Genomic DNA, 22883 nt, shown 5'->3' on the forward strand with positions numbered 1-22883 from the left:
TCTTGTTGAAATAGGCTTCCTCGGCCTCGCCGATCACGGCATAGGCGGAGGCCGGACCGCTATAGGGCATGATGTTGCCGAGCTTGATCTCGGTATCGGAGGCGCCGCTGTCGTATTTCTTTTGCGCCAGTGCCGGGCTGTTCATTGCAGCGCACAACGCTAGTGCGGCCGAAAGGGCCGCAACCTGAAATCGAACGGCAGTCATAGTTCTCCCACCCTGGTTGGATCGGCGCCGCATTGAACAAGATTAGCGGCGGACGTCAACAAAAAGCCCCCGCGGTCACCCGCGGGGGCTTGTCGACTCGAACGGTCCTTGGACTATCGTTGGACTACCCTTCGACTACCCTTGGACTATTACGTCAGCGTGTCACTCGGAGGCGACGTCGCCGCTGATGATCTCGCCGAAGAGTTCCCACTTCTCGCCCTTGAAGCGCTGCATCTGGAGCTGGGCAATCGGGGCGAAGTCGGTGGCGCTGGTGTTGATCTTGACGCCGGGCAGCAGGGTGTCCGGGACAAAATCCTTCAATGAAGCGGCCTGCTTCATGAGGTTGGCGCGGGTGAGATCGTCACCGCACATTTCCAGAACCTTGGCCAAAGTCGACGCCGCGCCATAGCCATAAACCATGCCGGTGTCGGTCTTGTCGGCACCGGGCAGGTACTTGTCGACGAACTCGTTCCACTTCTTCATGCCGGGGTCGTTGTTCCACTGCGGGTCCGTCGAGTCCTTGGCATAGGCCGCCGAAAGCACGTTCTGCGAGGCCTCGAAGCCGGCCGGCTTCATTACGCTGCCGACCGAGATCGACACGTTGGTGAGGATCTGAAGCGGCTTCCAGTTGAGCTCGGCGGTCTTCTTGATGGTCTGGGCCGCGAACTTCGGCGTCGTATAGATCAGCAGAACGTCGGGATTGGCGGCCTTGATCTTGACGATATGACCATCGATCGAGGGCTCGGAAATCTCATAGCTCTCTTCCATGATGATCATGGACGAGGCCTTGGCACCGAGTCCGTCCTTGGTGCCCTTGAGGTAATCTTTGCCGAAATCGTCGTTCTGGTAGAGGATCGCGATCTTGGCGTTCGGCTTCTCCTTCATCAGCCATTTCGCGTAGATCTGCGCTTCGCTCTGGTAGGAGGGCTGCCAGCCCATGGTCCAGGGGAAGTTCTTCGGGTCGTTCCACTTGGTGGCGCCGGTGGCGACGAAGAGCTGCGGGATCTTCTTGGCGTTCAGGTACTTCTGGATCGCGGTGTTCGAGGGCGTGCCGAGCGGATTGTACACGGCCAGCACCTCGTCGCTCTCGACGAGCTTGCGGACCTGCTCGACGGCCTTCGGCGGCGAATAGGCGTCGTCATAGGTGATGAAGTTGACCTTGCGGCCGTTGATGCCGCCCTTGTCGTTGATCATCTTGAAGTAGGCTTCTTCGGTCTTGCCGATGATGCCATAGGCCGACGCCGGACCGCTGTACGGCATGATGTTGCCGATCTTGATCTCGGTATCGGACGCGCCGGTATCGTATTTCTTCTGGGCGAGGGCAGAGCTGCAGGCGAGGGTCGCGACCGCCGTGGCGAGCGCGGCGGTTCGCAGTGTTCTTTCGAAAAGCAATTGGGTCTCCTTGGTTAAACAACAGTCTTGGTGATGAGAGTCTTCAGCTCTTTCTGAGCTTGCCGGCGATTTGCTGGCCCAGGATTGCAACCTGCCTTGCGCCATGCGGCACGAGGTAGATGACGAGGAACAGGAGCACGCCGAACACCGCACCGGAGAGGCCTTTGGAGATGCCCTCCGCGATGTTCGGGACGAAGATGATGAAGGCGGCACCGACGATCGAGCCGGGCAGCCAGCCCACGCCGCCGACGACCATGCCTAGGAACAGCGAGATCGCGAGCGTGATGGTGTAGCTGTCGGGCGCGACGAACTGCACCGCGATGGCGCCGAGCGAGCCGGCGATGCCGGTGATTGCAGCCGACACACCGAAGGCCAGCGTCTTGTACAGCGCGACATCAACGCCCATGGCGGAGGCCGCGATCTCGTTGTCGCGGATCGCCATGAAGGCGCGGCCCGAACGGGAGCGCAAAAGGTTCACCGAGAAGATGTAGATCGCAAGCGTCACGACGAGGGTGAAGTAGTACAGCCACATGTCCTGCGACATCGGCAGCCCGAACGGCGCGTCCGGCTTGGTGACGACGAGACCCTGCACGCCGCCGGTCCAGTGCTCCAGGAAGTTCAGCTTGAGGAGCTGCGGCATCGCGGTGGCCAGCGCAAAGGTCGCAAGCGCGAGGTAAACGCCGGAGAGCCTTAGCGCCGGCTGTCCGAACAGGAAGCCGAAGGCGAAGCAGACAACGCCCGAGATCGGAAGTGTCAGCGCGTAGTTGACGTTGAACTGCTCCATCAGCACTGCCGTCGTATAGGCGCCGACGGCATAGAAGGCGCTCTGGCCCAGCGAGAACTGGCCCGAGCCTCCGGTCAGGATGTTGAGCGCCAGCACAGCGAGCCCGTAGATCAGGAGCATCGTCATCTGGAAGATGATGAAGTTCTTGACGAAGACGGGGGCGATGAGCAGCGCGGCGAGCACCACCAGCGAGGTGCCCGTGCCCAGCGTCATGGCTCGCTTCGGAACGGCCTCGACCGCCTCGTGGCCTTCAGCGACGACTTCTTCTGCTGCGCTCATGATCAAACTCGCTTGACGATGTGCCGGCCGAACAGGCCAGCGGGTTTGACGACCAGGACGGAGATGATCAGCGCGAGCGCGATCGGGAGTTTCAGTTCATTGCCGACGCCGGGGATGTAGGTTCCGGCGAGGTTCTCGAAGATGCCGACCAGGAAGCCGCCGACCACGGCGCCGAACGGGCTGGTCAGTCCGCCGAGCACCGCTGCGGCGAAGCCGTAGATCAGCACGCCGCCCATCATGTTGGGCTCGAGGAACACGACCGGAGCGATCAGCATACCGGCGATCGAGCCGATCGCGGTCGCCATGCCCCAGCCGAGGGCGATCATCCAGCTCGTGTTGATGCCGACCAGCCGGGCTGATTCAGGCACCGATGCGGCCGCGCGCATGGCAAGGCCGATCCGGGTGTACTGGAAGAAGAAATAGAGACCAAGCAGCAGCAGCACGGTGACGCCGACCATGCCGGCCTGGTGGGTCGAGATCAGCTGGCTGCCCAGGAACGGCGCGGAGCCGAACGGGGTCGGATACTGCTTGATGGTGAAGTCCCAGATCAGGCCGGCCGAGGAGTTGATGATCGCGAACAGCGCGATGAAGCCGGCGACGTTGGTCAGGATCGGTGCCTTCGCCAAGGGCTTGAACAGGATGCGCTCGATCGCGATGCCGGCGACAAAGGAAAATGCCAGCGTAATCAGGAAGGCGGCCCAATAGGAGACGCCCCACTGCATCAACTGCCAGGAGATGAAGGTCGAGAACATCGCCATCTCGCCCTGTGCGAAGTTGAGATGGTCGATCGCCTGGTAGATCATGACCACCGCCAGCGCCATGCAGGCGTAGATCGCGCCTGTGGCAATCCCAGCCAGGACTTGGTTGGTGAAAAGCTCCATCGTGCCGGCTCCTCAGTAACCCAGATAGGATTTGCGGATTTCTTCGTTGTTCGCGATGTCCTTGGCGTTGCCCGACATCACGATGCGTCCGGTCTCGATCACATAGGCCTGATCGGCGAGCTCGAGCGCGAGCTGGGCGTTCTGCTCGACCACCAGGATCGATACCTTGTCCTCGCGGTTGATCTTGCCGAGGATGCCGAACAGGTCGCGCACCACCAGCGGCGCGAGGCCGAAGGAGGGCTCGTCCAGCAGCATCAACCGCGGCCGCAGCATCAGGGCGCGGGCGACCGCGAGCATCTGCTGCTCGCCGCCGGAGAGCGTGCCGGCCTGCTGGGTGTGCCGCTGCTTGAGCACCGGGAAATGCGCATACATGCGCTCGATGTCGGAGACGATCCCGGCGCTGTCCTTGCGGGTGATGGCGCCGAGCTGGAGGTTCTCCTCCACCGTCATGGTGGTGAAGGTGCCGCGGCCTTGCGGCACATGGGCGATGCCGAACCGCACGATGCTCTCGGTCGAGCGGTTGTTCAGCGGCTTGCCGTCGAATTCGATTGCACCGGTGGAGCGCACCATGTTGCAGATCGCGCGCAGCGTGGTGGTCTTGCCGGCGCCGTTGGCACCTAACAGCGTCGTCAGCGAGCCCTCGTTGAGCGAGAAGGACAGGCCGTGGAGCGCCTGGACCTGGCCGTAATAGGCGCGCAGATCCTTGACGTTGAGCAGTGTCGTCATTGGTCCTTGCTCCCGAGATAGGCCTTGATGACGTCGGGATCCGCCTGCACCTGGGCGGGCGTGCCTTCCGCGAGCTTCTTGCCGAAATTCAGCGCGACGACGTGATCGGCGATCGACATCACGAGACCCATGTGGTGCTCGACCAGGAGCACGGTCATGTGGCGGTCGTCGCGGATGCGGCGGATGAGGTCGCCGAGCACGTAGACTTCCTCGTGGTTGAGGCCGCCGGCCGGCTCGTCGAGCAGCAATATCTTCGGGTCGGCCGCGAGCGCGCGCGCCAGTTCGACGCGCTTCTGCGTGCCGAAGGGCAGGCCGGAGACGACGGTGTGGGCGACGTCCTCGAGGTCGAGATAGGTGAGGATCTCGTGCACCTTCTTGTTCACGTCGCTCTCGCTGCGGCGGATCCACGCCAGGCGCAGCGAGTCGCTGATGATGTCGCTGGAGGTGCGGGCATGGGTGCCGACGCGGACGTTGTCCATCACCGAGAGGTTCGGAAACAGCGCCACGTTCTGGAACGTGCGGCCAATGCCGATCTCGGCAATCCGGTGCGGCGGCCGCGACAGGATGCTCGCGCCCTCCATCAGGATGTCGCCCGACGACGGCTGATAGAGCCGCGAGAGACAGTTGAAGAGCGTGGTCTTGCCGGCGCCGTTGGGGCCGATCAATCCGAGGATCTGGCCCTTGTGCATGTCGAACGACACGCCGTTGAGCGCGACGATGCCGCCGAACACGACGCTGACGTCGCGAACCGCGAGCAGGGGCGATGTCCCCCGCGCGAGCTGTGCCTGCGTCATCTCGTCTCGCCCGCACCGTTCAGTGGGCGAAGGGGCGATGCGAACCGCTCCCGGTGATGACAAAGGCTATCTGAACCCCTCGGCCACACGCGCAACTTTTCCTCCTGATTTCAGCTTTTTGCTGATTTCTTTTTTGGATTGCGGCACCAGACCCCCGAGCGCCGCTTCGATGTTCCTTACCATCGCCAGCAAACGCGGTCCAATGTCGTTGATCAAACGCTCTTCAGTGAAGCGGAACGCGGGGGCGCCGCAATTGAACGCGTAAGGTCCGGTTCCGTCGTTGAGCTTGAGTGCGACGCCCGCGGCGCCGATATCGTCGTGCCAGTCGCCGACGGAAATCGCAAAACCGTATTTCGCGACGGTCTCGCCGGAACGCTCCAGTCCATCGCGCATCTTCGGCCAGCGGCTGCCGTAGTGCTCGCGCAAAATGCGGGACACTTCGGCGCGGTCCTCGTCGTCGAGCGCCCAGTAATAGGCACGGCCCATCGCACTGGTTGCAATCGGCACGCGGGAGCCGACGTCAAGTTGAACGCCGACGGTCTCGCTGCCACGGCTTTGCCCAAAATAGATCATGCTGTGACGGTCGCGGCCGCCGACGGCGACCGCGCCGCCGGTGGCGCGCATCATTTCCTCGCGGAACGGCTCGGACAAATGCCGAACGCCGAGATTGGCTAATGCGGCGTAACCAAGCGCCATCGCAGCGGGTGCGAGCTGATATTTCTCGAAGCGGGGAACCGGTGTCAGATAACCGAGCTTGGTCAACGTATAGGTCAGCCGCGAAACCGTCGGCTTCGGCAGGTTGGTGCGCGCGGCGATCTCCTGATTGCCGAGAAGTCCGTCGCTGGGCTGGAATGCGCGCAAAACATCTAGTCCGCGGGAAAGTGCGACGACGAAATTCCGATCGGTCGCGGTCTTCTTTCCTGTACGCTTCATCCCTGATCTGCTTCTTGCGCGGAGTCGTTGACAACGTCCGTGCTTCAAAATAACCCTGCCGTCAAGATGCGGAATTAAATTCCGCACCGCGAAACCGAACAAAAGCAAATCCCCACCAAGGAGGGAACCCGTGAGCGAAGTGGTCAAGCTTGAGCGTCATGATGAAGTCGGGATCGTCACGGTCAATAGTCCTCCGGTCAATGCGCTGAGTGCCGCAGTCCGCGGTGGTATTCTGGAATGCATGAAGGCCGCGATTGCCGATCCCGCGATCAAGGGTATCGTGCTGACCTGTGCCGGCCGCACCTTCATTGCCGGTGCCGACATCACCGAGTTCGGCAAGCCGCCGAAGCCGCCGGGCCTGAACGAGGTGCTGGTCGAGATGGAGAATTCGCCGAAGCCGATCGTGGCCGCGATCCACGGCACGGCGCTCGGCGGCGGCCTCGAGGTCGCGCTCGCCTGTCATTTCCGCGTCGCCGTGAAAGAGGCCAAGCTCGGCTTGCCCGAGGTGAGGCTCGGTCTGCTGCCGGGTGCCGGCGGCACCCAGCGCCTGCCGCGCGCAGTCGGGCCGGAACTCGCCGTCAAGATGATCGTCGGCGGCGATCCGATCGGCGCCGCTGAAGCGCTCAAGAACGGCCTGATCGAGGAGATCGTTGAAGGTCCGGCCTCCGGCGGCGAAGCCTTCGTCCGCAAGCTGATCGCCGAGAAACGTCCGCTGCGCCGTCTGCGCGACGACGACTCCAAGCTCGCAGCTGCGAAGGCCGACCGTTCGATCTTCACCAATGCGGTTGCTGCGATGACCAAGAAGTCGCGCGGCCTGGAAGCGCCGTTCGCGGCCGCCGACGCCGTCGGCGCGGCCATCGACCTGCCGTTCGACGAAGGTCTGAAGAAGGAACGCGAGGGCTTCTTCAAGCTCGTCGCCAGCGACCAGTCCAAGGCCCAGCGCTATGCCTTCTTCGCCGAGCGTGAAGCCAATAAGATCGCGGGCGTACCCGAGGGCACCAAGTCGCGTCCGGTCAACCGTGTTGCCATTCTCGGCGCCGGCACCATGGGCGGCGGCATCGCGATGTCCTTTGCCAATGCCGGCGTTCCCGTCACCCTGATCGAGACGGGCGAGGAGCAGCTCAAGCGCGGCATGGGCATCATGCAGAAGAACTGGGAAGCAACCGCGGCGCGCGGCGGCATTCCGGCCGATGCGCCCGCCAAGCGCATGGCGCTGATCAACGGCGTGGTCGGCATCGAGAATGTCGGCGATGCCGACCTCGTCATCGAGGCCGTGTTCGAGACCATGGCGGTGAAGAAGGAAGTGTTCGGCAAGCTCGACCAGTTCGCCAAGCCGGGCGCCGTGCTCGCCTCCAACACCTCGTACCTGAACATCGACGAGATCGCGAAGTCGACCAAGCGTCCGCAGGACGTGCTCGGCATGCACTTTTTCTCGCCGGCCAACGTCATGAAGCTGTGCGAGATCGTGCGCGCCGACAAGACCGCGCCTGATGCGCTCGTTACCGCCGTCACCATCGCGCGCAAGATCGCCAAGGTGCCGGCCGTGGTCGGCGTCTGCGATGGCTTCGTCGGCAACCGCATGCTGGCGCAGCGCGGCAAGCAGTCCGAAAAGCTGTTGTTCGAAGGCGCTCTGCCGCAGCAGGTCGACGCCGTCGTGACCAAGTTCGGCATGCCGATGGGGCCGTTCGCGATGGGCGATCTCGCCGGCCTCGACATCGGCTGGCGCTCGCGCAAGGACCGCGGCATCAAGTCGGAGATCGCGGACGCGCTCTGCGAAGCCGGCCGCTTCGGCCAGAAGACCGGCAAGGGCTACTACAAGTATGAAGCAGGCTCCCGCGCGCCGCTGCCCGATCCGGAGGTCGAGAAGCTGATCGACGAGACGCTGCTGCGTCTCGGCCGCAAGAAGCGCATCGTCAGCGACGACGAGATCCTCGAGCGCATGATGTACCCGATGATCAACGAGGGCGCGAAGATCCTCGAAGAGGGCATCGCGGCGCGTCCCTCTGACATCGACGTGGTCTGGCTCTACGGCTATGGCTGGCCGATCTACCGCGGCGGCCCGATGTTCTGGGCAGACACCGTCGGTCTCAAGCACATCGCCGATCGTCTGTCGTTCTACGCCAAGGAGACCAACGACCCGAGCCTCGAGCCCGCGCCGCTGCTGAAGAAGCTTGCCGCTGAGGGCAAGACGTTTGCTTCGCTGGCGGCTGCGTCGAAAGCGGCTTGATGATGGTTGGCACACTCTCTCCGTTCCCTCCCCCCTTGTGGGGGAGGGTTAGGGAGAGGGGTAGCCCCAATCGACGTCGGAGTTCGTGGCACCCCCTTCCCCAACCCTTCCCCACAAGGGGGAAGGGAGCCCGTCCGCCGGTGCCCGTCCCACACGACACCATCACGACCCCTTTGCAGAGCATCGATCGTCAATGACCCATCCCGGCGAACAGTTTTACCCCGAGGGCGTGCGTTGGGACGACACGATCGTCCAGGGCACGCTCCCTGACCTCTTGTCGAAGGCTGCCGCCGATTACGGTCCGCGCACCGCGCTCGAATTCCGCGATCGACCAATCGCCTACGCCGAGCTCGCCGCGATGGCCGAGCGCGCGGCCGCTGCGTTCCTGCGCGCCGGCTGTGGCAAGAATAGCTCCGTCGCGCTGTTCCTCGGCAATACGCCGGACCACCCCGTCAATTTCTTCGGCGCGCTGAAGGCCGGCGCCCGCATCGCGCATCTCTCCCCGCTCGACGGCGAGATCGCGCTGACGCACAAGGTCTCCGACTCAGGCTCGCGGGTGCTGGTCACCTCGAACCTTGCGGCGCTGCTGCCGACCGCACTGAAATTCCTGGAGAAGGGGCTGATCGATCGTCTCATCGTCTGCGAGGACGACGATTGGGGCAAGGTCGGCACGCCGCAGGCGGCGACCCCGAGCGATCCCCGCATCGTCACCTTCAAGGCCTTCGTCGAGGGCGCCACCGCGCCGGCGCAGTGGCCGCAAGTGAGCGTCGACGACGTCGCGCTGCTGCAATATACCGGCGGCACCACCGGCCTGCCGAAGGGCGCGATGCTCACGCACGGCAATCTCACCTCGGCGGTGTCGATCTACGATGTCTGGGGCAAGCCGGGGGCGTGCGGCGCGTGGCGACGTCATTGAGCGCGTGATCTGCGTGCTGCCGCTGTTCCACATCTACGCGCTCACCGTCGTGCTGCTGTCCGCGCTCAGCCGCGGCAATCTGATCTCGATTCATCAGCGTTTCGATGTCGAAGCCGTGATGCGCGACATCGAGGTCAAGCGCGCCACCTATTTCCCGGGCGTGCCGACGATGTGGATCGCGATCGCCGCGCTCCCCGATCTCGACAAGCGCGACTTCTCCTCGCTCAACGCCATCGGCTCCGGCGGCGCGCCGCTGCCGGTGGAGATTGCGAGCTTCTTCGAGCGCAAGGTCGGCAAGAAGCTCAAGAGCGGCTGGGGCATGACCGAGACCTGCTCGCCCGGCACCGGCCACCCGCCGGTTGGACCTGAAAAGCCGGGCTCGATCGGGTTGATGCTGCCCGGAATCGAGCTCGATGTCGTCTCGCTGGAAAATCCCGCCAAGGTGCTGCCGCCGGGTGAAGTCGGCGAGATCCGCATCAAGGGCCCGAATGTCACCAAGGGCTACTGGAACAAGCCGAAGGAATCGGCGGAGTCCTTTTCCGACGGCCGCTTCCTCACCGGCGACATCGGCTATGTCGATGCCGACGGCTACTTCTTCCTCGTCGACCGCAAGAAGGACATGATCATCTCCGGCGGCTTCAACGTCTATCCGCAGATGATCGAGCAGGCGATCTACACCATTCCCGGCGTGCACGAGGTGATCGTGCTCGGCATTCCCGACCAGTATCGCGGCGAGGCCGCCAAGGCCTTCATCAAGCTGAAGCCGGACGCAAAGCCGTTCTCGCTCGACGAGCTGCGCGCGCAGCTCACCGGCAAGGTCGGCAAGCACGAATTGCCGGCGGCGGTCGAGTTCGTCGACGAGTTGCCGCGCACGCCGGTCGGAAAGCTGTCGCGCCACGAATTGCGCCAGCAGAAGAAACCGTCACAATCTACGCAACCAGGAGGTCGCTCGTGACCGACGCCGTCATCGTTTCCACCGCCCGCACCCCGATCGGCAAGGCCTATCGCGGTGCGCTCAACGCCACCGAGGGCGCAACGCTGCTCGGCCACGCCATCGGCGAGGCCGTCGCCCGCGCCAAGGTTGATCCGAAGGAGATCGAGGACGTGGTCATGGGCGCAGCGCTCCAGCAGGGCGCGACCGGCGGCAACATCGCGCGCAAGGCGCTGCTGCGCGCGGGCCTTCCCGTCACCGTCGCCGGCACCACCATCGACCGCCAGTGCGCCTCGGGCCTGCAGGCGATCGCGCTCGCCGCGCGTTCGGTGATCTTCGACGGCGTCGAGATCGCGGTCGGCGGTGGCGGGGAGTCGATCTCGCTGGTTCAGAACGACAAGATGAACGGCTTCCACGCCCAGGATCCGGCGCTGCTCAAGATCAAGGGCGAGGTCTACATGCCCATGATCGACACGGCCGAGGTCGTCGCCAAGCGCTACGGCATCTCGCGTGAGAAGCAGGACGAATATTCGCTGGAGAGCCAGCGCCGCACCGCGGCAGCGCAGCAGGGCGGCAAGTTCAAGGACGAGCTCGCGCCGATCACCACGCAGATGGCGGTCACCGACAAGGCCACCGGCGCCGTCTCGTTCAAGGAGGTGACGCTGTCGCAGGACGAGGGCCCGCGTCCCGAGACGACTGCCGAAGGTCTCGCTGGCCTGAAGCCGGTGCGCGGTGAGGGCTTCAGCATCACCGCCGGCAATGCCAGCCAGCTCTCGGACGGCGCCAGCGCCTCGGTGATCATGAGCGACAAGGAAGCCGCCAAGCGCGGCCTCAAGCCGCTCGGCATCTTCCGCGGCTTCGTCTCCGCCGGCTGCGAGCCGGACGAGATGGGCATCGGCCCGGTCTTCGCTGTGCCGCGCCTGCTCAAGCGTCACGGCCTCACGGTCGACGACATCGGTCTCTGGGAGCTGAACGAAGCCTTCGCGGTGCAGGTGCTGTATTGCCGCGACAAGCTCGGCATCGACCCCGAGAAGATCAACGTCGACGGCGGTGCGATCGCGGTCGGGCATCCCTACGGCATGTCGGGCGCGCGCCTCACCGGCCACGCTTTGATCGAGGGCCGCCGCCGCAAGGCGAAGTATGCGGTGGTCACCATGTGCGTCGGCGGCGGCATGGGCGCGGCCGGTTTGTTCGAGGTGTTGCAGTAACTGGCCCGGTCGTTCCGGGGCATTCGCGCAAGCGAATGAACCCGGAACCTCGAGCCACAACTTCTGGGTTCCGGGTTCGCGCTTCGCGCGCCCCGGAATGACGAATAGGGAATAGCGTTCACAAGGAGGATCCGATGGATCTCGCATTCACGAAAGAAGAACAGGCGTTTCGCGAGGAAGTGCGATCATTCTTCCGCGACAATGTGCCGCCGGATACGCGGCGCAAGCTGGTCGAGGGTCGCCACCTCTCGAAGGACGAGATGGTGACGTGGTGGCGCATTCTCAACAAGAAGGGCTGGGGCGTCAGCCACTGGCCGAAGCAGTATGGCGGCACCGGGTGGACCTCGGTGCAGCACTACATCTTCAACGAGGAGCTGCAGTCCTATCCGGCGCCGCAGCCGCTCGCCTTCGGCGTCAGCATGGTCGGCCCGGTCATCTACACCTTCGGCAATGAGGAGCAGAAGAAGAAGTATCTGCCGCGCATCGCCAATGTCGACGACTGGTGGTGCCAGGGCTTCTCGGAGCCGGGTTCGGGATCTGACCTCGCTTCGCTCAAGACCAAGGCCGAGCGCAAGGGCGACAAGTGGATCATCAACGGCCAGAAGACCTGGACGACGCTGGCGCAGCACGCCGATATGATCTTCTGCCTCTGCCGCACCGATCCGTCCGCCAAGAAGCAGATGGGCATCTCGTTCATCGTCTTCAGCATGAAGTCGAAGGGCGTGACGGTGCGCCCCATCCAGACCATCGACGGCGGTCATGAGGTCAACGAGGTCTTCTTCGACGACGTCGAGGTGCCTGTCGAGAACCTGATCGGCGAGGAGAACAAGGGCTGGGACTACGCAAAGTTCCTGCTCGGCAATGAGCGCACCGGCATCGCCCGCGTCGGCGTCTCCAAGGAGCGGCTGCGCCGCATCCGCGATCTCGCCGGCAAGGTCGAGTCCGGCGGCAAGCCGATCATCCAGGACTCCGCCTTCCGCGAGAAGCTGGCCGCCTGCGAGATCGAGCTGAAGGCGCTCGAGCTCACCCAGCTTCGCGTCGTCGCCGACGAAGGCAAGCACGGCAAGGGCAAGCCCAATCCGGCTTCCTCGGTGCTGAAGATCAAGGGCTCCGAGATACAGCAGACCACCACCGAGCTGCTCATGGAAGTGATCGGCCCATTCGCCGCGCCCTACGACGTGCACGGCGACGACGGCTCGAACGAAGCCATGGATTGGACCGCCCAGATCGCGCCGAGCTACTTCAACAACCGCAAGGTCTCGATCTACGGCGGCTCCAACGAGATCCAGCGCAACATCATCGCCAAGGCGGTGCTGGGGCTGTGAGCTCGTCCTCTCCACCGCGGCGGGGAGGGCAATTTTTCCACCGTCATTCCGGGGCGCGACGAAGTCGCGAGCCCGGAATCCATCGGGCCGCACGTTCAAAGGCGAAATGGATTCCGGGCCTGGCCCTTCGGGCCATCCCGGAATGACGAAGTCAGATGATCCGGGTACGAGGAACCAAAGAAATGGATTTTGATCTGTCCGAGGAGCAGAGGCTTCTCAAGGAAAGCATCGACGGCCTGCTGACCGATTCCTACGATTTCGAGCAGCGCAAGAAGTACATGAAGGAGAAGGGCGGCTGGAGCCAGGTCGTCTGGGGCAAACTCGCCGAGCAGGGCCTTCTGGGCCTGCCCTTCGCGGAGGCCGATGGCGGCTTCGGCGGTGGCGGCGTCGAGACGATGATCGTGATGGAAGCGCTCGGCAAGGCGCTGGTGCTCGAGCCTTATCTGGCAACGGTCGTGATCGGCGGCGGCTTCCTGCGCCACGCCGGCTCCGATGCGCAGAAGGCGGCCCACGTGCCCGGCATCATCGACGGCAGCAAGACGCTCGCTTTCGCCCAGCTCGAGAAGAACTCGCGCTATGATCTCTTCGACGTCTCCACGACCGCGAAGAAGAAGGGCGACGGCTGGGTCATCGACGGCGAAAAATTCGTCGTGCTCAATGGCGAGAATGCCGAGACCCTCATCGTCACCGCGCGCACCAAGGGCGATCGCCGCGACAAGTCCGGCATCGGCGTGTTCCTAGTGCCGGCGAATGCCAAGGGCGTGACGAAGAAGTCGTACCCGACCCAGGATGGCCTGCACGCCGCCGACATCACCTTCACCGGTGTCGAGGTAGGCGCGGATGCCGCGATCGGCAACCCCGAGGACGGCCTCGCGCTGATCGAGCGCGTCGTCGATGAGGCCCGCGTCGCGCTCTGCGCCGAAGCGGTCGGCCTGATGGACGAGTCGCTCAAGACCACCGTCGAGTACATCAAGACACGAAAGCAGTTCGGCGTTGCGATCGGCTCGTTCCAGAGCCTCCAGCATCGTGCCTCCGACATGTTCGTCGCCGCCGAGCAGGCGAGATCGATGTCGATGTTCGCGACCATGGCGAACGATTTCGAGAACGCCAGGGAGCGCTCGAACGCGATCGCCGCGGCCAAGGTGCAGATCGGCAAGTCGCTGAAGTTCGTCGGCCAGCAGTCGATCCAGCTCCACGGCGGCATCGGCATGACCATGGAGGCGAAGATCGGCCACTACTTCAAGCGCCTGACCATGATCGAGAACAGCTTCGGTGACACCGAGTACCACCAGCGCCGCGTCGCCGATGCTGGCGGGTTGATCTGACGACTGTCATCCCGGGGCATCGCGAAGCGATGAGCCTGGGATCCATCGTGCGGCATCACGCGCGATGAAATGGATTCCGGGTTCGCGCCAAGTGGCGCGCCCCGGAATGACGTGCCCCATGAGGGCGCACGCTAGGGAGGCCCAACAACAATGAAAAACACCCCGTTCGATCTCACCGGAAAAGTAGCCGTCGTCACCGGCTCCAGCCGCGGCATCGGCCGCTCCTCGGCCGAGCTGCTGGCAAAGCTCGGCGCCAAGGTCGTGGTCTCGTCGCGCAAAGCCGACGCCTGCAAGGAAGTCGCCGACGGAATCAACGCGGCCGGCGGTGATGCCATCGTCATCCCCTGCAACATCGCGCGCAAGGCTGAGGTCGAGGCGCTGATCTCGGGCGCGACGAAGCACTACGGCAAGATCGACATCCTCGTCTGCAACGCCGCGGTGAACCCCTATTACGGCCCGCTGCTCGACATCACGGATGAGGCCTTCGACAAGATCATGGGCTCGAACGTCAAGAGCAACATCTGGCTCTCCGCGCTCGCGATCCCGCAGATGGCCGAGCGCGGAGGCGGCTCCGTCGTCATCATCTCCTCGATCGGAGGCCTGCGCGGCTCGACCGTGATCGGCGCCTACGGCATCTCCAAGGCCGCCGACTTCGCGCTGTGCCGCTCGCTCGCCGGTGAATGGGGCCCGAAAGGCGTCCGCGTCAACTGCATCGCGCCCGGCCTCGTCAAAACCGATTTCGCCCGCGCGCTGTGGGAAGACGAAGCCAACCTCAAGCGCCGCACCGCCACCACGCCGCTCCGCCGCATCGGCGAACCCGACGAAATCGCCGGCGCCGTCGCTTACCTCGCCTCGGATGCGTCGAGCTTCATGACCGGCCAGACCATCGTCATCGACGGCGGCGTCACCACCGCGGCGGTGTAGGTGGATATCGTGTCCCGGACGCATTGCAGCGCGGAGCGCTGCGATGCTGAGCCGGGACCCAGAAAGCCTTGGAGCTGGGCCCCAGCTTAGCAGCGCACCGCTAAAGCGCTGCGCTGCATCCGGGGCACGAGAGCCACCTTGACCTTCCCGTCCTAATCCGCTCCCTTGGCGCTACCCAATGATCCCTTACGGGAAAACGCCAAGGTAGCTTCATGTCTTTCGTCCTCGCCATCGACCAGGGCACCACGTCCTCGCGGGCCATCGTCTTCCGCAGCGACATCTCGATTGCCGCCAGCGCGCAAGCCGAGTTTCCGCAGCATTTTCCGGCCTCAGGCTGGGTCGAGCACGAACCGGAGGACATCTGGACCTCGACCGTGACGGTGTGCCGCGAAGCGATCGAGAAGGCGGGAATCACCGCGAAGGACATCGCCGCGATCGGCATCACCAACCAGCGCGAAACCACCGTGGTGTGGGACCGCGCCACGGGCCAGGCCGTGCACCGTGCCATCGTCTGGCAGGATCGTCGCACCGCCGACATCTGCGCGAAATTGAAAGCCGACGGCCGCGAGCCGGTGATTTCGCAGAAGACCGGTCTGATCATCGATCCCTATTTCTCCGGCACCAAGGTCGCCTGGATCCTGGACCAGGTCCCCGGCGCGCGGGCGCGCGCCGCGCGCGGCGAGCTGATGTTCGGCACCGTCGACTGCTACCTGCTCTGGCGCCTCACCGGCGGCAAGGTGCATGCCACTGACGCCACCAACGCCTCGCGCACGCTGCTGTTCAACATCCACACCGGCCAGTGGGACGACGAACTGCTGGAGATCATCGGCGTGCCGCGTTCGATGCTGCCCGAGGTGAAGGATTCCTCCGCCCGCTTCGGCGAGAGCGTGCCGGACCTGTTCGGCGGCCCCATCGCTATCTCAGGGATTGCCGGCGACCAGCAGGCAGCGACCATCGGCCAGGCCTGCTTCCGCCCCGGCATGATCAAATCGACCTACGGCACCGGCTGCTTCGCGCTGCTCAACACCGGCACCACGCCCGTCGTATCGAAGAACAAGCTGCTGACCACCGTCGCCTATCAGCTCGACGGAAAACGCACCTATGCGCTCGAAGGCTCGATCTTCGTCGCAGGCAGCGCGGTGCAGTGGCTGCGCGACGGCCTCGGCATCATCAAGCATGCGGCCGAGACCGGCCTGCTCGCCGACCAGTCCGATCCCATGCAGAGCGTCTATCTCGTGCCGTCTTTCGTCGGCATGGGCGCCCCCTACTGGAATCCGCGCGTGCGCGGCGCGCTGTTTGGTCTCACCCGCAACAGCGGTCCGGCCGAGATCGCGCATGCCGCGCTGGAGAGCGTCTGTTACCAGACCTACGACCTCCGCGAAGCGATGCGCGCCGACTGGCCCGGTGAGAAGGCGGAAAACGTGCTCCGCGTCGACGGCGGCATGACCGCGTCCGACTGGACCATGCAGCGCCTTGCCGATCTCCTCGATGCGCCCGTCGACCGCCCCGTGATCCAGGAGACCACGGCCCTCGGCGCCGCCTACCTCGCCGGCCTCCAGGCCGGCGTCTATCCCGAGCCCACGAAGTTTGCCGACAACTGGCGCCTGGAGCACCGCTTCAAGCCGAACATGAGCCAGGCAACAAGGGAGCGGAAGCTCGCAGGCTGGACGCGCGCGGTGAAGGGCGTGCTGGCGAGCGACGAGGGGGAATAAGGGCGCGTAACGCGCCCGATCAACAACAACGAAAGGAACGACAGTGAACACGGATTTCAACCGGGTCATCAATAAGCTCTGCGGCGCAGCGATCTGCGCCGCACTGCTCTCTTCGACGGCCATCGCGCGCGAGAAGGCGAACCCGCTCGGAAGCGCGCGGCAGGTCAAGACTGACGTCGCCGGTCTCAACGCCCCCGCCAAAATCCTCGTCGATGTCTGGGGCATTCCGCACATCTATGCCGGCAACGAGCACGACCTCTTCTTCCTGCAAGGTTTCAACGCGGCGCGTGACCGGCTCTGGCAGATCGATCTCTGGCGCAAGCGCGGCCTCGGGTTGCTCGCCAAGGATTTCGGCCCGGCCTATGCCGAGCAGGACAAGGCGCTGCGGCTCTTCCTCTATCGCGGCGACATGAATGCGGAGTGGGCGGCCTATGGCCCCAAGGCGAAGACCTATGCGGAGGCCTTCGTCGCCGGCATCAATGCCTATGTCGCGGATGTCCGCGCGGGCAAGCGAGCGTTGCCGATCGAGTTCAGGATCGCCGGCACCATGCCGGATCCCTGGACGGCGGAAGACGTCGTCCGCATCCGCAGCCACGGCCTGACGCGCAACGTCGCCTCCGAGGTCAAGCGCTCGCTGGTCGCCTGCGCGGCCGGCCTCGAGTCCGATCGGTTTCGCGTCAAGCTCGAGCCGGCCTGGACGACGAAGGTTCCGGACGGCCTCGATCCCTGCAGCGTGCCGAAGGCGGTGCTCGCGGCCTATGATCTCGCGACGCGCCCGGTGGTCTTTGCGCAGCCGAAAGACCGTCAGGCCGCGCTTGCGCACGATCCTGACAAATACCTCACGGAGGCCGACCAGCAGCGCGACACCATCGGCTCGAACAACTGGGTGATCGCGGCCTCGCGCACCGCGACGGGCCGTCCCATCCTCGCCAACGATCCGCATCGCGAGCACAGCGTGCCGTCGCTGCGCTACATCGTCGGGCTGAATGCACCCGGCCTCTCCGTGATCGGCGCCGGCGAGCCGGCGCTGCCCGGCATCTCGATCGGCCATAATGGCACCATCGCCTTCGGCCTCACCATCTTCAACGTCGACCAGGAAGATCTCTACGTCTACGAGCTCAATCCTGAGAATCCCAACCAGTACCGTTATGGCAATGGCTGGGAGGACATGCGCATCGTCCACGAGAAAGAGCAGGTGAAGGGCGAGGGCGATCGCGACCTCGCGCTGAAATTCACCCGGCACGGCCCGGTGATCTATGTCGATGAGGGCAGCAAGCGTGCCTTCGCGGTCCGCTCGATCTGGTTCGAGCCCGGCACCTCCGCCTATTTCGGCTCCTCCGATTACATGACCGCGAAGGATTGGAACGGTTTTCTCGCGGCCATGCGCCGTTGGGGCGCGCCGTCGGAGAACCAGGTCTATGCCGACACGCGCGGCAATATCGGCTGGGTTGCCGCCGGCAAGACGCCGCGCCGCGCCAACTACGACGGTCTGATGCCGGTGCCTGGCGACGGCCGCTATGAATGGAAGGGCTTCCTCTCGCTCGACGAGTTGCCGAAGGCCTATCAGCCGAAGCAGGGCTTTCTTGCCACGGCCAACCAGATGAACCTTCCGGCCGATTACCCTGTAGCCGAACGCAAGGTCGGCTTCGAGTGGTCCGACAGCGCGCGATGGCAGCGGATCACCGAAGTGCTCGGGGCGAACAACAAGGTGACGCTCGCCGACGCGATGGACCTCCAGAACGACGACACCGCGATGCTCGGCCGGCGACTGGTCAAGCTGTTGCAGCCGCTCTCCTCCGACGATGCCAATGTGAAGAAGGGCCTCGAGCTGCTCAAGCCATGGGACGCGCGCGATGCCGCCGACAGCGCCGCGGCCGCGGTGTTCGAGGTCTGGATCGCCAATCATCTCGGTCCCGTGCTTTTGAAGACCACGGCGCCCAAGGCGGCCGACCTGATCGCGCCCGAGGCGTCCAGCATTTCGGCGATCGTCGCCTATCTCGAGGCTCCGGACGCAGCGCTCGGCTCCGATCCGGCCGCCGCACGCGACCAGGTGCTGCGCGAGAGCCTGGGGGCTGCGGTTGCCGACGTCGCAGGCAAGCTCGGTGCCGACTCATCCACCTGGCGCTGGGGCCGCTTGCATGTCGCCAAATTCGACCACGCGCTGATGCCGCTCGCCGACAAGGCGACGGCGGCGCAATTGTCGGTCGGTCCGCTCGCCTATGCCGGCGCCGCCAATGTGCCACGCGCCGCCACCTATCGCCGCTCGGACTACCAGCTCACCGCAGGTGCCTCGTTCCGCATGGTGCTCGATGTCGGCAATTGGGATGCAAGCCGCACCATCAACACGCCGGGCCAATCGGGCGATCCCTTCAGCGGCCACTACCGCGACCTCGCGCCGCTCTGGGCGACGGGACGATATGTCCCGCTGCTCTATAGCCTCCCGGCGGTCGAAGCCGCGACCGCGGAGGCGATCACCTTGATGCCGAGATGATCGGCGCCGAAAACTCCGCTTCACCTCGCCCCGCTTGCGGGGCGAGGTCGGAACGCATCGCTAGATGCGTTCCGGGTGAGGGGGTACAGGTCTATCGGGGCGCATTCCCGCTTCGATCTGCGCCCTGACTCCCCTGAGAGGCCACCCATGATCCTCCCCGACGGCTATTCCGACGTTCCCGCCGGCAAGATCGCAGCGGTCGTCACGCATCTGGAGATGACCGTGCGCCCGGCGCGCCGTGGCGATCCCCCGGGCGCGTGGTCCTTGCGCAAGGTCGAGCCGCCCGCGCTCGATTGGTATCGCGATCTCTATCGCCGCGTCGGCGAGGAGTGGCTGTGGTTCACCCGCGTCGGGATCGATGACGCCGATCTCGCCGGGCGGATCCACGCGCCCGGCGTCGAGCTCTACGGGCTGGTCGTTGACGGTCATGATGAAGGCCTGCTCGAACTCGATTTCAGTGTGCCTGGCGAATGCCAGCTGCTCTATTTCGGCGTCACCGCAAAATTCATCGGCACCGGCGCCGCGCGCTTCCTGATGAATCGTGCGCTGGAGATCGCCTGGTCGCGGGACGTCAGCCGCGTCTGGGTGCACACCTGCACCTTCGACCATCCGTCGGCCGTCGCGTTCTATCAGCGCTCCTGCTTCCGCCCGTTCCGCCGCCAGATCGAAATCGCCAACGATCCGCGGCTGGACGGCACGATGCCGCGGACGGCGGCGCGGCATGTACCGATCGTTGAATGGTAGGTACCAAGGTGTGTAACTATAAATCCGGGACTCTCCGCTTGCAGGGGGTAGAGCAGACATGGCCTGACGGCCGGGAACGTCTGCAAATCCAGCCAGTTGCGCGTGGGGAACCATCCAGGCCGGATAACGTTTCTACGTTAGAGTGGAGGTCCCTCATGAGCAACGAGCGGAACAGCCACCGTAACGCCGTCGTGCTTTTCGGCGTCTCGATGATCATCGCAATACTCGCGGCATTCGTCACCACGCTTGAGCGGGTCGACACAAGGACGGCTAGCAACGAGACTCCGCCCGGTGCGACGGGCCTCGCCAGGCCACATCCGCCACTGGACCGCGCACCAGGCCAGCCGGTGTTGGGCAGCGGCGCGGCCAGAAATCCTGCCGGTCGGTGATCCCCGGGGTAAAATTCCCAAGGGGCGCATCCGAGGAGCAACAACATGACCTCACACAACTCCGAGGAATTTTCCACCAAGTTGATCGACTGGCGTCCTGTCGTGATCTCGGGCAACGCGATGCCGCCCCGAGATCCTGATGAAGACGAAGCGTACGAGGACGAAGAGGAAGACGGCGAAGAAGACGACCGCGACGACGAACCGCCGGTCGTGCGCGAGCCGGACGAAGACTAAGCAGGGTGCCTCTAGAGCTAGGATCGGCATAGTCTCAGTTTCGGAGAGTGTGGTCCGCAGCGGACACGCGTCCGGTAGTTTCCAAGGTTCCTTCGAAATCCCGGGAGCTCCGGTCGGACCTCGAATGGACGGTGGTTCTCGGCGGGAGCCCGCGAACGGCGATTTTGAATCGCCGAAAAGTACACGGCGTCGATTGGAGTTTCGCGGAAGCGACTCTCTCTTCGCCTTACCTTGGCGGCAGCAGCCCAGACGACGAAAACCATCCGGCCACGACCTCGTCTTGGCGTGCTTTTTCCAGCAAGCCGTCGCGCTCTTTGCCCGGTGGCAACAGGCGGGCGCGCTCAATGTTCTTCTTGGAATCCATCACGAGACGATCCTCCAAGGAGGTCGTCAGCTTGAAACGGCGGCGCCTTATCATGTGTTGACCTCATGATTTGGCTGCCCCGCAGTCGAACGCGTGACGCGCAGGAATGTTCTTACGAAATTGTAAGGTTGCGCTTCCTGCGTTCCTTCATGAACGTGCTGTTCATAATGGAACGACAATTTTCGCGTTGGTACCCACTCATTTTCACGAAACCAATCTCTGCCCCGATCGTTGGCCGAGCGCTCCGTCACTAGCGAGAGGAGTGCCAAATGAAGCGAATGATCCTCGCGCTCGCCGCGGTGGCTACTCTAGCTGCGGGAGCGGTAACAACAGCAAACGCTGTTGAGTTCGGCATCGGTCCCGGCGGCGTCTATGTCGGCCCGGACCGGTACTACCGTGACTACGGTAGCCCATACTACGCTGGCGAATATTACGGCGGTTGCCGAACCGTCGCCGACCACCGGATCAACCGGTTCGGTGAGGACGTCGTGGTTCGCCGACGCATCTGCGACTGATCGCAGTGAGTAACGGGCGTGGGCCTCGACGCGTCCAGTAAGTCGGGGCCCTTATTTTTGCGACGGCGTCCTCTTCATGCTTGCAGAGCAGATCGACACGCGCTGATGCGCTGCAGCTATCATCCGAACACGGACAACGTGACCGACGTGCCGATCATGCAGCGGCGAAACACAGGAACAGGAGCTTTGTTCAGGTCGTTTAGTGTCTAACGCAAAGGAGAAAGACTATGTTTGCTAACAAGCTAATGATCCTGGGTGCGGTGCTGGCCTCCAGTGCCAGCGCCGTGTATGCGGGTCCCTGCAATATGGCGAGCCGCAATGCAGGATCGGGGAATGTCCCAGGCTATACCGGACAAACCACTGGTTCCACAGCAACTACAGCAACTGATTCCAGGCAGCATCCGCCGACATCTGCGATGAACAAAGCCTCCGAGAACATCGCAACATCGTCGCAGGACGCTCAACGCCAGATGCAGAGCGAGCCTACCGCTGCCGAGCAATCAAAGAAGATCGAGCCCGCACCCTCCTCGCAGTCACCGGATCGGACGGCGGGCACAGTCGAGCAGACCCGTCCCGCGCCCACCGAACACTCAAAGAAAATGACGGCCGGTGAAGCCGAGCAAGCACCGTCCGAGCAAAAGGCGGACCAGGACTGCGATTAAGCGCGAGGATAATGATTTCGATTTGCAGTTAGGGGCCGAAAGGTCCCCTTTGCTCCCGCAAGAGACCAAGAGGAGCGTGCCATGATCGCCCCCCCTCATTTCGATGCTTATTCAGTCCAAGCACGCATCTGTCTTGGCGTTGGGACCTTCGCTGCGCTGCCCGTTGCTGTGGCGATGACGAGCAGGCCGCGAGCGGCCTGCTGAGGCCGCTTTTGTTCTGGCGTCGCTCCGGTTCCGGGTGCATACTGGTTCCATCACCGCACACGGCACCATTGCTTCGATCGGTGATCAGAACGCCGGTTGCGCTCCTGCCCAGTTCACGTAGGGAAAGGAGAGTGCCATGAGACGACGCTCGCAATCCCACACATTTGACGACAATCTGAATGCGGAGAGAGCCCGCATCATAGCGGAACTGGAAAACACACAGCCAGGACTGCAGCGTGATCATCTAGAAAGCAAACTCCGCCAGCTCGAAACCGTTTCTCATATAGACGGGTGGCTGACGTCGTCGGGCCTGCAACCCCCTGAAGAATAAGGCCGCCTCAGTTGGTGACCTCTCATTTGCAAGGGGGCGCCAGATGCACCAGATGCTAGAGTACCGCGCATTTATCATGGGCCTCGACGGGCGTATCGAGCTTCGCATCGATCTAATGTGCGAGGACGAAACCGAAGCCAGGAAGCGCGCCAAGGTCTTGGCTGACGGGTACGACGTCGAGCTATGGAATCAAGATCGCAAGGTCGCCGAATTTAAGAGTGAGTAAGTAAGGCCGCCGCAGTTAGCGGCCTCTCATCTTGGGTTGGCGCCGGCGGTGAAAATGCTCACCAATAAGTAGTCGTCTGTGAAGAACTGACGCGGCGCCCCGGCTCAAGCGATGTTTTGAGCCGGGACGGTCTCGATGAAGGCTCGAATGATGACACGCAA

General features: G+C 63.9%; 20 protein-coding genes and 2 pseudogenes. 14 read left to right on the plus strand and 8 right to left on the minus strand.

Annotated features, from left to right (window positions below; genetic code table 11):
• From AC629_RS49480 to AC629_RS40785, 7 genes and pseudogenes are all read right to left on the minus strand, one after another.
• Nucleotides 1-205: pseudogene (locus AC629_RS49480) on the minus strand (ABC transporter substrate-binding protein); the annotation flags it as partial.
• A 162-nt stretch (nt 206-367) separates the two neighbouring features.
• On the minus strand, nt 368-1597 hold the full coding sequence (locus AC629_RS40760; protein WP_084810307.1) for an ABC transporter substrate-binding protein: 1230 nt from the start codon (nt 1595-1597) through the stop codon (nt 368-370).
• A 43-nt stretch (nt 1598-1640) separates the two neighbouring features.
• Nucleotides 1641-2660, minus strand: a complete 1020-nt coding sequence (locus AC629_RS40765) for a branched-chain amino acid ABC transporter permease (protein WP_084810308.1) — start codon at nt 2658-2660, stop codon at nt 1641-1643.
• 2 nt (nt 2661-2662) lie between these two features.
• Nucleotides 2663-3541, minus strand: coding sequence for a branched-chain amino acid ABC transporter permease (locus tag AC629_RS40770; protein WP_084810309.1), 879 nt, complete (start codon nt 3539-3541; stop codon nt 2663-2665).
• 12 nt (nt 3542-3553) lie between these two features.
• Nucleotides 3554-4267, minus strand: coding sequence for an ABC transporter ATP-binding protein (locus AC629_RS40775; RefSeq protein ID WP_084810310.1), 714 nt, complete (start codon nt 4265-4267; stop codon nt 3554-3556).
• The gene (locus AC629_RS40780; protein WP_084810311.1) at nt 4264-5061 is read right to left on the minus strand and encodes an ABC transporter ATP-binding protein; all 798 of its coding nucleotides are present in this window, start codon (nt 5059-5061) and stop codon (nt 4264-4266) included. Before AC629_RS40780 ends, AC629_RS40775 begins: the two co-directional genes overlap by 4 nt.
• 66 nt (nt 5062-5127) lie before the next feature.
• Nucleotides 5128-5994 carry an IclR family transcriptional regulator gene (locus AC629_RS40785; RefSeq protein ID WP_084810312.1) on the minus strand — a complete coding sequence of 289 codons (867 nt, stop codon included), beginning with the start codon at nt 5992-5994 and terminating at the stop codon, nt 5128-5130.
• A 130-nt stretch (nt 5995-6124) separates the two neighbouring features.
• On the opposite strand from AC629_RS40785, the gene AC629_RS40790 reads away from it, so the two are divergent.
• The 11 genes and pseudogenes from AC629_RS40790 to AC629_RS47375 all read left to right on the plus strand — a co-directional run bounded on the left by AC629_RS40790 (nt 6125) and on the right by AC629_RS47375 (nt 20420).
• On the plus strand, nt 6125-8221 hold the full coding sequence (locus tag AC629_RS40790; protein WP_084810313.1) for a 3-hydroxyacyl-CoA dehydrogenase NAD-binding domain-containing protein: 2097 nt from the start codon (nt 6125-6127) through the stop codon (nt 8219-8221).
• 193 nt (nt 8222-8414) lie between these two features.
• Nucleotides 8415-10092: pseudogene (pimA, locus tag AC629_RS40795) on the plus strand (dicarboxylate--CoA ligase PimA).
• Complete coding sequence (locus AC629_RS40800; RefSeq protein ID WP_084810314.1) at nt 10089-11276, plus strand: acetyl-CoA C-acyltransferase; 1188 nt, start codon at nt 10089-10091, stop codon at nt 11274-11276. Before pimA ends, AC629_RS40800 begins: the two are co-directional and overlap by 4 nt.
• 134 nt (nt 11277-11410) lie before the next feature.
• Entirely contained in the window at nt 11411-12601 is a 1191-nt protein-coding gene (pimC, locus tag AC629_RS40805) for a pimeloyl-CoA dehydrogenase large subunit (protein ID WP_084810315.1), read from the plus strand.
• A 182-nt stretch (nt 12602-12783) separates the two neighbouring features.
• Nucleotides 12784-13926: a pimeloyl-CoA dehydrogenase small subunit gene (gene pimD / locus AC629_RS40810; protein ID WP_084810316.1), complete on the plus strand. Its 1143-nt coding sequence runs from the start codon at nt 12784-12786 to the stop codon at nt 13924-13926.
• A gap of 150 nt (nt 13927-14076) precedes the next feature.
• A complete protein-coding gene (locus AC629_RS40815; RefSeq protein ID WP_084810317.1) occupies nt 14077-14850 on the plus strand; it encodes an SDR family NAD(P)-dependent oxidoreductase in 774 nt (257 codons plus the stop codon).
• 212 nt (nt 14851-15062) lie between these two features.
• Nucleotides 15063-16562, plus strand: coding sequence for a glycerol kinase GlpK (glpK, locus tag AC629_RS40820; protein WP_084810318.1), 1500 nt, complete (start codon nt 15063-15065; stop codon nt 16560-16562).
• Nucleotides 16563-16605: 43 nt separating this feature from the next.
• On the plus strand, nt 16606-19053 hold the full coding sequence (locus tag AC629_RS40825) for a penicillin acylase family protein (RefSeq protein ID WP_084810319.1): 2448 nt from the start codon (nt 16606-16608) through the stop codon (nt 19051-19053).
• 147 nt (nt 19054-19200) lie between these two features.
• The gene (locus AC629_RS40830; RefSeq protein ID WP_084810320.1) at nt 19201-19797 is read left to right on the plus strand and encodes a GNAT family N-acetyltransferase; all 597 of its coding nucleotides are present in this window, start codon (nt 19201-19203) and stop codon (nt 19795-19797) included.
• A gap of 155 nt (nt 19798-19952) precedes the next feature.
• On the plus strand, nt 19953-20186 hold the full coding sequence (locus AC629_RS40835; RefSeq protein ID WP_084810321.1) for a hypothetical protein: 234 nt from the start codon (nt 19953-19955) through the stop codon (nt 20184-20186).
• 45 nt (nt 20187-20231) lie between these two features.
• The gene (locus AC629_RS47375) at nt 20232-20420 is read left to right on the plus strand and encodes a hypothetical protein (RefSeq protein ID WP_084810322.1); all 189 of its coding nucleotides are present in this window, start codon (nt 20232-20234) and stop codon (nt 20418-20420) included.
• Nucleotides 20421-20646: 226 nt separating this feature from the next.
• Here the strand turns inward: AC629_RS47375 and AC629_RS40845 are convergent, their stop codons facing one another.
• Nucleotides 20647-20784 (minus strand): hypothetical protein, encoded by a 138-nt coding sequence (locus AC629_RS40845; protein WP_349531622.1) that lies wholly within the window; start codon nt 20782-20784, stop codon nt 20647-20649.
• 269 nt (nt 20785-21053) lie between these two features.
• On the opposite strand from AC629_RS40845, the gene AC629_RS40850 reads away from it, so the two are divergent.
• The 3 genes from AC629_RS40850 (at nt 21054) to AC629_RS40860 (ending at nt 22722) form a co-directional block, all read left to right on the plus strand.
• Complete coding sequence (locus AC629_RS40850; RefSeq protein ID WP_084810324.1) at nt 21054-21299, plus strand: hypothetical protein; 246 nt, start codon at nt 21054-21056, stop codon at nt 21297-21299.
• Between the two features lie 227 nt (nt 21300-21526).
• Nucleotides 21527-21961: a hypothetical protein gene (locus tag AC629_RS47970; protein WP_210419189.1), complete on the plus strand. Its 435-nt coding sequence runs from the start codon at nt 21527-21529 to the stop codon at nt 21959-21961.
• A gap of 578 nt (nt 21962-22539) precedes the next feature.
• The gene (locus AC629_RS40860; protein ID WP_084810325.1) at nt 22540-22722 is read left to right on the plus strand and encodes a hypothetical protein; all 183 of its coding nucleotides are present in this window, start codon (nt 22540-22542) and stop codon (nt 22720-22722) included.
• Nucleotides 22723-22883 lie beyond the last annotated feature (161 nt).

The sequence above is a fragment of the Bradyrhizobium sp. NAS80.1 genome (genome assembly GCF_001908205.1).
Lineage (GTDB): Bacteria > Pseudomonadota > Alphaproteobacteria > Rhizobiales > Xanthobacteraceae > Bradyrhizobium.